Source organism: Desulfoluna sp. CLI2B, from assembly GCF_056847375.1.
Genome location: NZ_CP186557.1, coordinates 249,029 through 261,830, shown reverse-complemented (window position 1 = coordinate 261,830; position 12,802 = coordinate 249,029). Strand labels below are relative to the sequence as shown.

Sequence of the window (12,802 nt, the reverse complement as noted above, 5' to 3'; positions counted from 1 at the left end):
GATATTCTCTGGGGTTGGCTCCTTTCGGAGTCATGTCCTGCCGGGCCAGCTGACCTGAAAATCAGCCTCCGCATTGTAGGCAATGCATACAGTGAAAGCAATTTCAGATATGTCATATCAGCAGAACCACCCACGGAGTAAACAAGGACACCGGGCTTAAAAGGTATACCCGATGCCTGCCCCCACCATCAGGGTAGAGCTTTCGAAAAAGGAGATATTGCTTGTGGTCTCCCCCATGGCAGCCCTTGCCTGGAAAAAATAACGGTCGTACCCCAACGGGGCGTGGTAGGTATATTCCGTGCTGAAAATCCACCCCTTGTCCTCACGGGTTCTTCCAAACACCGGGTGGGTTGCATCGTAACGCCTCTGCTCTCCGGACACCACGGAAGAGAGGCTCCAGCGCCCCATGTCCAGGATGTGAATGAGATTCACGCGGTATCCGTCGTAACTGTTGCTTTGGCCGTCAAAATCACCCTGGACGCCCCCCAACCCTGCCAGGACCATGGACCGCTCGCCAAAAAACAGGGGAAACGACACCGTGGCTTCACCGGTCTCCCCGTCCCTTTTCAGGTCCGGGTTGTTCTTCCCGGACACGTCGTCCCGCACCCGCGTGAGGGTGTAGGCCACGTCCAGGCTAATGGGGAGGCCCAAGACATCTTCCCAGGAGAGCCCCACGGTGCGGTCCTTGGACTTGGTCATCTCTCGGGCCGATCCCACGAGGTAGGGATCTTTCCAGACATCGGTGCGATGGCGGGAAAAGCTTAAGGCCATGGTTCCCAGGTCCCCCAGGGACTGGCCCACGGTGAGGTTGCCGATGACGCTTGTCTCGAGTTCTTCGAGCCCATCCACCACGTCCATGGACACCCACGTCCCCGTGGAGTCGAAATAATATCCCCCCTCCAGGGTCATCAGGGGGATAAAGGAGGTCTCTTTATCGGCGGTGTCTTCCAGGCTGGTGATGGTTTCGTTTCCATCTTCCGCATCCAAAAGACTGGGCCGCCAGTGAGACACACCGCCCCCGAGCATGGCGGTGCCGTAAAATCCGCCCTCTTCACCCTCCGGTGCCGGGCCCTCGGCCCATACGCCCATGGGAGCGCAACAAACCATCACACACATCACAAAAAAAGCAATCCGTCCCACAATAGTCACCTCACATCCTCAAGCCTTGTGTTTGTTCTTTGCTGCCTCAGGGCAGCATGACTTCCGATAAGTCCATGGCTATCACGGGTTGTGCGTGTCATTCTGTGGAGAATGTGTGAAGAAATGTAACGAAGGGCCTGGACGCCCCCGGGCAAAGGCATGAGTTGTTGCAGCTACTTCCGTTTGGCTCCCCTTCCGGGGCCAACCTTTTGAAACGTAAAACGTAGCTATTCAGCTCCAAAAAACAGCCACCGACGGCCCTGCCGGGGGCCAAACTTTTTAAAAGTTTGACAAACAGGCCTTACGAACGACGTGACCGACCGAAAGTTTTAAACAGACGACGCAACCGGAATGTTTTTGCGGAGCTTTTTTCAAAAAGCGACCCGCCGGAGGCAAGTGAATAGTTGCCGTAAAGCAAACAGATCTTGACGACCAACCAAGAGCGAAACCCACCCGCGAATGTGATCAGCCCGAGGAACGAGGGCTGGGAGCATTCGCAACCTGGGGTCCAGGGGTGGCGAAGCCACTTAGGCTAAAAATCCCCTGGCCGCCGGAGGCAGGCTTTTCTTGCCCACGTTAACCATGGAAGGCATCGCTTTTGTTTTTTGCATCGGGCGGCCCGGCCGGTGTAAAATGCAAAAAACCGCACTCCCACGTTTTGTTTGAACGCCCCCACAAAGCCCAAAGGAGGTTCCGTGAACCCTGCACGCAAACGCGTCATTGTGGACTCGGACATGGGATGGGACGACATCCTCTCCATTCTCTGCCTCATGAAGCACCCTTCGGTGGAGCTCCTCGGCATCTGCGTCACCGGGTGCGGGGAGACCGACCTCCGGTGGGGCTCCCTCATCGCCAAGACCCTCACAGAGCTGGCCAACCGGCCCAGGGTCCGGGTCTGCGCCGGCACCAGCACGCCCATGGGGTTTGATCACCGTTTTCCCCAACCCTTCAAGGATGAGATGAACAGTGTCATGGGGCTTCTGGGGAGCCTCAACCCCTCCGTCAGCTTTGAAACGGACCCGCGCCCGGCCTGGCAGTTCCTGGCCGACACCCTGGAGGCGACCGACGAAAACATCACCCTCCTCTGCCTGGGCGGGTTTACCAACCCTGCCCGCATGATGGACACCTTCCCTGCCCCACGAATCGACAACATTGAAAAAATCGTCGCCATGGCCGGGGCTGTTTATGTGGACGGGAACGTGGCCCTGCTCAACAACGCCAGGGACGAGTGGGACCAGGGCCCGGTGTACGCCACCAACCACGGGGCCGAGTGGAATGTCTTTATCGACCCTGTGGCGGCAAAGCGTATCGTGGACTCCCCCATACCCCTCACCCTGGTTCCCCTGGACGCCTGCAACCACGTGCTCCTGGGCCCGGACATGGCAGAGGCACTTACCGCCGTCGATCCCCTTGCCACCCTGGCAAAACGCATCCTCCTTGAGAAAACCGGTCGCCACAACGAAGGCATCCCCGTGCCCGTCTTCGACCCCCTGGCCGCCCTGGTCATGACCGGGGACATGCAGAGCTGCCAGTCGTACCGGGCCTTCCTGGACATAGACATAACGGAGAGCGAAACCGACAACCGGTGCGGCACAACCCGGGTCAGCCGAACCGGCTCCCGAAAAGTCACCGTCATCCAGGGGGGCTCCCGGCAGGAGTTCAAGGCCCGGTTTGCAGCCATCCTCAACGGAACAGGCAAAACCTGACAAAATGAACATATGACGACTTTGTTCATTGCACTTCCCCCCGCCTTTCTCTATACTTCAGGGTATCCCACCTCACACAACGCGAACGAAGGGCTCACGCATCTGCATGCCCGGATTGCGCACCCGCTGTTTGAGCCCTCTTGCCGGTCTCGGTTTGTGCAAACGATTTGCCAACCATAACCATCAAGTCAGGGGGAGACGTCATGAAAAAAAACAGTTTCGTGCTTACGATTTTTCTGCTTTTCACCCTCATCCCATGCACCGCCCTTTCGGCGGAAACCTTCGAGGACCGGGTCTGTTTCCGGGGCAACCAGGCATCGTTCAACACGAGGTACGACGTTAAACTCAAAGACGGCGACATCTGGATCAAGGAGAGAACCGGGGTCAACACACCGGAGCCGCGGGTCAAACTTGAGCTCCCGGAGGGCCTTGCCGGCCAGGTCACCGAGTTTGCCATGGACGATGAGCACATCATCGCCTTGAACGGTGAGCGACAGATCTACACCATGTGGAACGGGCTTGATGACATATCGGACTTCACCTGGCAGAAGGAGTGGGGCATTCCCTTCTGGATGGGCCCGGGCATGAAACTCACCGACGAGATCATCACCTGGGATTTTTCCGTGGTGTCGAGGCGGGAAGACGGATACTGGACCGACCCGGCGGGCAATCTCTTTGAGGTGGGGCTGGCCAAATGCTCCCATATCTGGATGCTGGGACCCAACGGCCAGGACCTGATCTACAACGACCCGTGGCTGCCCACGGACTACAGCTACGGCATCTGCGGCCCGGAAAGGGGGGCCTTCCAGGCCGTCAACCTGAGCACCAGCGGCTCCCACCTGTTCCTCATCAACAAATACGGGGACATGTACACACGGTTCTACGACTTTGATATCGGAGGTGCCGACGCCTTTCTCCCCTCTTCTTACGAAGACCAGCGCGACAAGCTCATCCCCCTCATCCAGATCCCCACGGACTGGATCCGCCACCCGAAAATCTCCGGCACCATCACGGACCGCATCAGCATCCACAAAATCGGACGTAACTGCATCCATCGCACCCTGCGGGTGGAAGGCGTAAGCGAAGGCGGAGAAACCGGGTACTTTGAAAAGGACATCACCGAGGTGGACGACACCACCCAGTGGACCTTCCACGCCACGGGTGCCCCCCTGTCCGGCACCATCCTGGACAACCGGGAGGGGGACACCACCCACCTGACCCTGGGGGAACGGGACGACCGGTACTACGCGAAAAACATGGATAACCTGGGCTCCCTCACCCCGGGGCTGCCCTGGTACCACATCATCAACGGCAATGACTGGGCCGCAGAACTCACCAACTTCAGCTGCTACAACACCCCGGTGGACCTGGTGGTGCACCTGAGCCCGGAGGAGTCTCTCAACCTGAAGCTGCACACCAAGGAGACCATCCGCGTCAGCCCGCGCCCGCGGGGCCTGACCGACGATCCCCGGTACATCCCCGGGGCCATTGAAGTCCCGCAAGAGCTTCTGGACAGGTACTCCGAGCTGCCCGTAAAATCGCGAAAATTCATTTCAAGCTACCTGATGAAGCGGGAGTTCACCCGCGTGGATATCCAGGCCACTCTGGACAAGGTCACGGTCACAGGCACGGCCGGGGGCCTTCTCATCGTGTGGACCTTCCGGCATTGACATCACGATAAAAAAAGCCTCCGGCGGCCCTGCCGGGGGCCAATTTTTTGAAAACCAGGCAACTATTCAGCCCAATCCACCTCTGATTGCCAGAATAATATTTACAGCTTGTTATGTGACATCCCGTAGGGTGTGCTTGCGCACCATTTGTTCGGAAAACCACCATCTTTTGCCATGTCTATGCTGCGTGAAGATCACCCGCACATTGGTTGTTATGACCGTTACGATTCTTCGGCGGTGCGCAAGCGCACCCTACCTCACCTACACCGTCGGTAACGCGTCATGCCCACATAAACTGAATAGTTACAAAACCGCTGGATTCCTTCTGCCTTGAGGCCAAGGATACGTAAAGCACGCCCCGTCATGCCCCTTCCGAAGACAAGCTTCCTCCACGTTTTTCGATTGACAGGTGGCGCCAATACGCGTAATCAAAAAGGGAACTTTTATTCTCAAGGAAACCAGAATGAACAACGCTTGCCACATATTGGCGGCGGCAGCGGCCATGGGGTCAACCCATTGTCGTTTCGCTGCCTTCTGATTATATTGACCGCAGTAAGAACGCCATGGGTTGACGACGACAACCCGTGGCTTTTTTTTTGCCCCGGGCTGTCCCCGGGGCCCCGCCCTCACATACCGACCCATTGAGCCTTCTTACCCCAAACCCAACCGGAGGCGACACATGACGGAAGAACCACTCATCAAGTATTCGGAACGAATGGGCCACCTGCCCCCGTACCTGTTCGGCATGATCAACAAAATGAAGATGGACAAGCGCAGGAAGGGGCTGGATGTCATCGACCTGGGCATGGGCAACCCTGTGGATCCGGCACCGGACAAGGTGACCGAGATGCTCTGCAAGGTGGCCAAGGATCCCAAGAGCCATCGCTACCCCGTGGCCGGGGGCATCAAGCATCTGAAGCAGGAGCTGGCCCTGATGTACGACAGGGACTACGGGGTCTCCCTGGATCCCGGCTCCGAGGTCATCACCACCATCGGCTCCAAGGAGGGAGTCTCCCACCTCTGCCTGGCCCTTTTGGGGCCCGGAGACACCATCATGGTGCCCACCCCGGCGTTTCCCGTCCACATCTACGCGGCCATCATCGCTGGGGCCAACGTGGTGCGCTTTCCCATGGCCTCGGATGAGGACATGCTCAGGCAGATCTCCGACCTCTGCGAGTCCATGTACCCCGTGCCCAAGATGCTGATGCTTAACTACCCCCACAACCCCACGGGCCAGGTGACAAGCGTGGACTTCTTCAAAGAGGTGGTGAAACTCGCCAAGAAATACCGCTTCATGGTGATCCAGGATTTCGCCTATTCGCGCATCACCTACGACGGCTACAAGGCCCCCAGCTTCTTCGAAGTTCCCGGGGCCAAGGACGTGGGCGTGGAGTTCGGCTCCTTTTCCAAGTCCTACAACATGGCCGGATGGCGCATGGGCTACTGCGTGGGCAACGCCGAGATGATCACTGGCCTGGAGAAGATCAAGGGCTACTACGACTACGGCATCTTCACCGCCATCCAGGCAGCAGGCATCGTGGCCCTTCGCGACTGCGAGGCCAACATCGCCGAGCAGGTGGAGGTCTACCTGAAACGACGGGACACCATGTGCGACGTCCTCAGGCGCATGGACTGGGAGGTGGAGGCCCCCAAGGCAGGCATGTTCCTAGCATCGAGTTCCGAACGCTACAAAAACAGCCACGACTCCATGGCCTTTGCCATGGAACTCATGGAAAAAGCCCACGTGGCCGTGGCCCCCGGAGCGGGCTTCAGCAAGGAAGGGGAAGGCTACCTCCGCCTGGCCCTGGTGGAGAACGAAGAGCGCATCCGTCAGGCCCTCCGGCAGATCCGGCAGGACGTCGACCTCAGGTAAAATAGGTGATGAGATGACGTTAAGGGCTGGGGTTTTTGTGGCTCGCCGGGCCATGGTCATCGTGTGGGCCACCAGGGTGTTATTGATGACACCGTCTCAAGTGGCCCACGACCCGAAGGGTGCACTCTGTGCACCGTGTCCGGCTCACCCAACACCTCGATTTTACCGAGGCGTGCGGGGCATGGCTGGCTGATAAACCGGCTCAGTATTTGGCGATGCGGCGGTCCATGAAGGCCGCGGCCTGTGAGAGGCTGAAGGTGAGAATAAAATAGAGGCAGGTGACGGTGAGCCACACCTCAAAGGTGAGAAAGGTGGCGGCCATGACCTCCATGCCCTGGAAGGTGAGCTCCTGGATGGAGATGACGCTCATGATGGCCGAATCCTTGATGGTGGAGATGAACTGACCGGCCAGGGGCGAAATGATTTTTCGCAAGGCCTGGGGCAGGATCACGTAGCGAAATACCTGTCCCTCTTTCAGGCCTGTGGCCCGGGCCGCCTCCTTCTGCCCAAAGGGCACTGCCAGGAGGCCGCCCCGGACGATCTCCGTGACGTAGGCCCCTTCGTAGATGGCCGGGTCTGGGAGATGACAGCCAAGGGGAACACGTTTCATCTGGGCCTCACCGGCAAAGAGAAAGGAAAAAATGGCCCGGGTAATCTCTGAACGCCCCCTGAGCCAGGCATCCACGCCCAGCAGATCCAGGAACTGGCTGCTGATGAAAAAGTAAAAGAGAAACACCAGCACCAGGGACGGGATGTTCCGGATGGTCTCCACGTACACCCAGCCCAGAAGCTTCTGGCCCGGGCTGCCCTGGGCCCGCATGGCCCCTGCCGGGATACCGATGACCGAGGCCAGGAGGCTCGCCCAGAGGCTGAGTTTTACCGTGGTGAAAAAACCCGTCAAAAGCAGATTGGGCACCCAGCCCCCCTCATCGGTCCGCCTCAGGATGTACGAGGGCACCGCCCCCCACTCCCATCCGTAATCCAGCACCGCCCCCACCCGGTGGAAAAACCACAGAACAAGCGCCCCCACCAGCAGCAGGGCCGCGGCGTCCACCATGCCGAATCGATATCTCTTGTTGCCAAAACCAATCATAGAGCTTACTTCACCCGTTCTGCCCAATCCCGGGTCTCAAACCAGTAGTGCTTGGTTTCCGCGAAGAACCCGTCGGCCTGTTTGGCTCGAATCCAGTTGTTGAAAAAATTGAGGGCGTCGTGGTCCCCCTTTCGAAGGGCAAAGCCGATGGGTTCCCTGGTAAAATCCTCTTCCAGGGGAACCGTCAGCTTGTTCGGATATTTCAGGGCCTGGAACCGGGGGAGGGGAGCGGAAGACACCACCCCGTGGACCCGCCCCAGGTGAAGTTCCTGAAGGGCCTGGCTCTCATTTTCAAAAAGCTTAAAGGAAGCTTTGGGCAGGTACTTTTTGGCGGCCATCTCGGCGGTGGTGCCCATGCGCACGGCGATGGTCACCTCCTTTTTGTTGAAATCCGCAAGGGAGGAAAACCCTTGTGCCTTTTTCCGATGGGCCACGATGGACATGCCCGTAAAATCGTAGGGTTCGGTAAAATTCACCTTGAGGTTCCGAACCGGGGTGATGCCCATGCCGCCGATGATGACGTCGAATTTACCCGTAAGAAGGGCCGGGATAATGCCCGACCAGTTGCGTCAGCTCAGCTCCACTTTCCCGCAGTAGCCTTCCAGCTTCCCTTGGCCACCTGGATTAAAAAGCTCCATCCGCGCCTCCCGGTCTTGTCCATGACGCAGGCCACAAAGGTGGACATGCCCGCCCGGATCACCCCTTCTGAATCGTCTCGATCACGCTCTCGCCCGCCCAAAGAGGCCCGCAGCCAAGCAGAACCCATACCATCATCACACAAGCCAGCCATCGTCTCATCATTCTCTCCTTCGGTGGGTTATTATTCGATAAACCCCGGCAGCTCCGCCGGTGGCCATGTCCCAGATCAATTAGGCCCCTCACCCTTGCCCTTTAACCTTTAGCCTTTAGCCCTTCGCCTTTTACCTATCCCCTCATCCTGACCCTCGCCTCCCACCGGGCAATGCAGGCGGACAGGGTGGCTGTCATGCCCAGATAGCAAAAGGCCACGGTGAACCAGATCTCAAAGGTCAGGAAGGTTTCGGCCACAATGCTCTGGCCCTGCATGGTCAGGTCAAAAATGGAGATGGTGCTCACCAGGGCCGAGTCCTTGATCAGGGAGACCCCCTGGCCTGCCAGCATGGGGAGCATCTGCCTCAGGGCCTGGGGTAGGATCACCTCGGCAAAGGTCCCCAAGGGGGTCATGCCGAGGCTGAAGGAGGCCTCCCACTGTCCCTGGTCCACGGCCGCAATGCCGGAGCGGATGATCTCCGAGGCGTAAGCCCCTTCAAAAAGCGACAGGGCAATGACGGCCGAGGCGAACGCAGACAGGTCGATGACAGGTGAGATCACGAAGTACATCACAAAAAGCTGGATCAAAAGCGGCGTGTTGCGGATGGTCTCCACATAGCCCACCACCAGGGCGTTGAGAACCGGAGAGGAGGTAAGGCGCATAAATGCCGTGGAAAATCCGATCACAAGGGTCGCCGCTCGCCCGAAATCTTCAGGGTCACCAGGGCCCCTTTCAGGAGCACTCCGGCCCGGAAGCCCTCATCGGTGACCGTCACCAGATAGGGCCAGACCCTGTACCACTGCCAGTTGTAGTTCAGGTTATGGTATCCGTAAGCCAAAAGGGCCAGGAGACCTGCGAGGAACATCGCGGTTTTTCCGTACATCCTGGTCCAGCGTTTCCATGCGTGCAAAGGCTCTCCGTTTCGTCACTATTCAGTTGTCTCCGGCGGGTCGCTTTTTGAAAAGAGCTCCGCAAAAACGTTCCGGTTGCCTCGCCGTAGCCCTTGGGCGAAGGCGGATTGAAAGTTTGACCCCCGGCAGGGCCGCCGGAGGCGCTTTTGAACTGAATAGTTACTCCGTTTCTTTATTTTCACCAGATTGGGGTGGGGGTTTCGGTGGTGTGCGCATCCGCCGACGGGGTTCGCCGGGCAGCGGGTTGAGGCCTCGGACATCGCGGCTGCCCCATGGCCCGAATGGAACTCGTGTTCCTCGAGCAGCAACCGTCATGAAGCACTATCAAGGATCTTCAACATGTCTTAATGGGAGGCATATCCGGATCCTGTAAAAACAACACCCTTCATTTGACATCTGCCACCAGGAGGGGTAGCTTCATTTTCCCGGTGTGAGCAACCGGAAAAAACCGTTTCATCAGGAGCCCCCATGCAGGACCAAAACGCCAAAATCCGGGAACTCACCCAGCGCATCCATGAACTGGAGCTCAACGACCGTTTTATGGGCCTTCTGGAGAAGGCGCTGGATGCGGTGTACGTCATCGATTTTTCAGGAAACTTCATCGACGCCAACGACACGGCCCTGATGATGCTGGGTTACCAGCGCCACGAACTTCCCGGCCTCAACTTCTTCGAGCTGATCCGGGAAGACCAGAAAACCCATGCCACCGGCATCCTCGGCAACCCGGAAAAGCGAACAGGCTTCACCGAAGCCCTGGAGTTTCGCGTCCGGCGAAAGGACGGTTCCCATATCTGGATCTCCACCCGGGCCCGGCTCATCAAGGAGAACGATGTGCCTGTGCGGCTCCACGGCATAGCCGTGGACATCACCGACCGGAAAAAACGGGAAGAGGACCTGAAAAACCGGGAAGAAAACCTGATCATGGCCCTGGAAGGCGCAGAGCTCGGTGTCTGGTACTGGCGGGTGGACAAAAAAGTGGTCACCCTGGAGCGGGGCTGGGGCCAGCGCTTCGGCGTAAAGAACGGAGAATCCATGCCCCAGGCCGAATTTCTGGACCGACTGCACCCGTCGGAGCGCCCCTTTGTCTCCGGTTCGTTTACCCTGCACCTTAAGGGCGAAACAGATGCCGTGCACGTACGCCACCGCCTCAAGGGACGCGACGGTGCATGGCTCTGGATGAGCACCCGCGGAAAAGCCGTGGAAAAAAGGCCCGACGGCCATGTCCTCACCGTGGCCGGGACCTTTCTGGACGTCACCCGCCAGGTGCGCATGGAAAAGGCCCTGAAACGCCGCAAGGCGGAAGTCGAAGAAAAGGTAAGCCGCCTGGAAGAGAGCCAGGCAGCCCTGAGGGCCCTTCTGACCCAGCGGGAAAAAGACAAGGAAGAGCTGGGTGAAAACATGACCGCCACCCTGCGCCACCTGGTGCTCCCCTCCCTGGAGAAGGTCACCGACCACCCCCTGACCCCCACCCAGAAAAAGCACCTGGACGCTGCCATGACAAGCCTGTCGGAGATCATCTCCCCGTTCACCCGGCGCCTGGCCTCCCCCTTTATCAACCTCACCCCCATGGAACTCAAGGTTGCCGAGTTTATCCGGCAGGGCCACACCTCCAAGGAAATGGCCGCCATGCTCCACCTCTCCAAGGGGACCATCGACTTTCACCGCAACAACATCCGCAAGAAACTGGGCCTCAACAACAGCGGGGCCAACCTGCGCACCCAGCTCCTCTCATTGACCCGGTAGGCACCGATTCATCCATAGCTTTGTATACGTGGGGCAGCCTGCGGAGCGAGGACCCCTTAAGGTGCGGAGCTGGTTTGGAATCGGTTCGCAGCTCGGTAGGGGAAGGAACTGGCTGCCGAGCCCTCTTCAAGGAAACACTCAAAAACCCGTTCGAGTGAAATCACCGTTCCCACCTGCCGCGGCAGAAAAAAGAATGCCACACAACTTCGTAAACCTACGCGGTGACAAAACATCGTTCGCGGCATAACACAGCCACCTCGATTTCCCATCTTCACTAACACCCTGCCAGCCAAAGCGATTCCATAGAATAGCCATTCTAAAATATAGGTTTCAACCCTGTATTACCCCTCTATTCTTTCCATATTGCCTTTCCATGGGGCTCTGGCATGCTTTCTGAGTCATACCGGTGCACCGCACCGCAACAGATTGGAAAGACCGGAACCACCCGGTGCACCCACGAACTTTTTATGAAAACATGTCGAGGCCCCATGAAACGAACCCTGACCATCCTCACTGCCCTGCTGACCCTCACTTCGGCACTCCCGACGTGGGCCGGCATGGTCGACACATACGGAATCGGCTCCCGGGCCACTGCCATGGGAGGTGCTGTCAGCGCCGCCCCCTCCCCCGTTTTTGCGCCCTACTACAACCCGGCGGGTCTTTCCCGGGCCACCACCGCCACCATGTCCGCCGGTGTCCTGACCACCACACCGGACATTGAGGTGGAGGACTACAGCGTTGCGGGAATTCCTCACCTGGAAACCCCCACCAACTTCTCCGACGACACCGGGACCCTTGTGGTTCCCCACCTGGGGGCAGCCATGCCCCTGTCCGACCGCCTGGCCGCAGGAATCACCCTCTGCGTGCCCTGGGGCATGCACGTCAAATGGGACAAGAACCCGCAAACCAACCCCGGGGCCCACAACAACTACGAGGCGTATTACCAGCGGGTCACCGTCACCCCTGCCCTGTCCTACAAAGTCAGCGAAAAGCTTGCCCTGGGTGCCGGGGTCTCTTTGGGGCGCTCCGAAACCGGGGCGGATTTCATACACCTGACATACGGTAAACCCTTTGAAGCCGAGCTCACCGACGACTTTAACGTGTCCTGCAATATCGGCGCCCTCTACCAGGCCACGGACCGTCTCTCCATGGGCCTGACCTATCGGAGCCGAACCGATGCAGACTTTGAAGGGGATCTCAAGATGAGCGGCATGAACATCGGCAAGGTCACTCTGGACTACGATCACCCTGAGCAAGTTCAGGCCGGTGTGGGGTATCGATTTGGTGCCAAAAAAGGATTGCTCGTTGAAGCGGACGCCACCTGGACCCGGTGGAGCATCAACGACACCCAGAGCCAATACATCACCTACACCCAAACCATCCCCGGTACCCCGCTTAAGGCCGGAACTACCGAGGCCATGATTATCCGCCGCGACTGGGACGACACCACCAAATACAGCATCGGCATGGAGTGGACAGTTAACCCCACCGTGACCCTTCGCGGCGGCTATGTCTGGGATCCCACCCCCGTGCCCGACGAGAGTCTTGACTTCATCTGGCCCGACGGGGACAAGCACACCTTCTCCCTGGGCGCGGGATTCACCTTCGGAGACTTCACCCTGGACATTGCGGCAAGCTACGCGGACATCCCCAGCAAACGCACCATCAACGGGGAGAGCGAGGCCCTGAACCCCAGTTACGGAGGCGCCCCGGTAAGCCTCGTGGCCGACGGCACGGTGCTGAACGTGGGCACCACCCTCTCCTACCGGTTCTAAGCAATCTGAATAGTTACACCGTACCTTGAGTTAAAAAAGCGCGCCATGGTTTCCCATGGCGCGCTTTTTTTGTTGATCTTACATGGCCCAGCCCCGACACG

11 protein-coding genes are annotated in these 12,802 nt (G+C 58.6%); 5 read left to right on the top strand and 6 right to left on the bottom strand.

Annotation, left to right across the window (positions count from 1 at the left end; translation table 11 throughout):
* Positions 1-156: 156 nt before the first annotated feature.
* Entirely contained in the window at positions 157-1,089 is a 933-nt protein-coding gene (locus ACOYW2_RS01320) for a DUF2860 family protein (RefSeq protein WP_482769118.1), read from the bottom strand.
* A gap of 746 nt (positions 1,090-1,835) precedes the next feature.
* On the opposite strand from ACOYW2_RS01320, the gene ACOYW2_RS01315 reads away from it, so the two are divergent.
* The 3 genes from ACOYW2_RS01315 to ACOYW2_RS01305 all read left to right on the top strand — a co-directional run bounded on the left by ACOYW2_RS01315 (position 1,836) and on the right by ACOYW2_RS01305 (position 6,389).
* Complete coding sequence (locus tag ACOYW2_RS01315) at positions 1,836-2,846, top strand: nucleoside hydrolase (RefSeq protein WP_482769117.1); 1,011 nt, start codon at positions 1,836-1,838, stop codon at positions 2,844-2,846.
* A gap of 203 nt (positions 2,847-3,049) precedes the next feature.
* The gene (locus tag ACOYW2_RS01310; RefSeq protein ID WP_482769116.1) at positions 3,050-4,516 is read left to right on the top strand and encodes a hypothetical protein; all 1,467 of its coding nucleotides are present in this window, start codon (positions 3,050-3,052) and stop codon (positions 4,514-4,516) included.
* 679 nt (positions 4,517-5,195) lie between these two features.
* Positions 5,196-6,389: an aminotransferase class I/II-fold pyridoxal phosphate-dependent enzyme gene (locus tag ACOYW2_RS01305; protein WP_482769115.1), complete on the top strand. Its 1,194-nt coding sequence runs from the start codon at positions 5,196-5,198 to the stop codon at positions 6,387-6,389.
* Positions 6,390-6,591: 202 nt separating this feature from the next.
* Here ACOYW2_RS01305 and ACOYW2_RS01300 read toward each other — a convergent pair whose 3' ends face one another.
* The 5 genes from ACOYW2_RS01300 to ACOYW2_RS01280 all read right to left on the bottom strand — a co-directional run bounded on the left by ACOYW2_RS01300 (position 6,592) and on the right by ACOYW2_RS01280 (position 9,182).
* The gene (locus ACOYW2_RS01300) at positions 6,592-7,482 is read right to left on the bottom strand and encodes an amino acid ABC transporter permease (RefSeq protein WP_482769114.1); all 891 of its coding nucleotides are present in this window, start codon (positions 7,480-7,482) and stop codon (positions 6,592-6,594) included.
* Between the two features lie 5 nt (positions 7,483-7,487).
* Positions 7,488-7,988 carry a transporter substrate-binding domain-containing protein gene (locus tag ACOYW2_RS01295; protein WP_482769113.1) on the bottom strand — a complete coding sequence of 167 codons (501 nt, stop codon included), beginning with the start codon at positions 7,986-7,988 and terminating at the stop codon, positions 7,488-7,490.
* A 68-nt stretch (positions 7,989-8,056) separates the two neighbouring features.
* Positions 8,057-8,248: a hypothetical protein gene (locus ACOYW2_RS01290; RefSeq protein WP_482769112.1), complete on the bottom strand. Its 192-nt coding sequence runs from the start codon at positions 8,246-8,248 to the stop codon at positions 8,057-8,059.
* Positions 8,249-8,406: 158 nt separating this feature from the next.
* Entirely contained in the window at positions 8,407-8,958 is a 552-nt protein-coding gene (locus ACOYW2_RS01285; protein ID WP_482769111.1) for an amino acid ABC transporter permease, read from the bottom strand.
* The gene (locus ACOYW2_RS01280; protein ID WP_482769110.1) at positions 8,955-9,182 is read right to left on the bottom strand and encodes a hypothetical protein; all 228 of its coding nucleotides are present in this window, start codon (positions 9,180-9,182) and stop codon (positions 8,955-8,957) included. The genes ACOYW2_RS01285 and ACOYW2_RS01280 overlap by 4 nt, the downstream gene beginning before the upstream one ends.
* A gap of 469 nt (positions 9,183-9,651) precedes the next feature.
* Here ACOYW2_RS01280 and ACOYW2_RS01275 point away from each other — a divergent pair, with 469 nt between their 5' ends.
* A complete protein-coding gene (locus ACOYW2_RS01275) occupies positions 9,652-10,926 on the top strand; it encodes a helix-turn-helix transcriptional regulator (protein ID WP_482414887.1) in 1,275 nt (424 codons plus the stop codon).
* A gap of 488 nt (positions 10,927-11,414) precedes the next feature.
* Complete coding sequence (locus ACOYW2_RS01270; protein ID WP_482769109.1) at positions 11,415-12,701, top strand: OmpP1/FadL family transporter; 1,287 nt, start codon at positions 11,415-11,417, stop codon at positions 12,699-12,701.
* Positions 12,702-12,802: the final 101 nt, after the last annotated feature.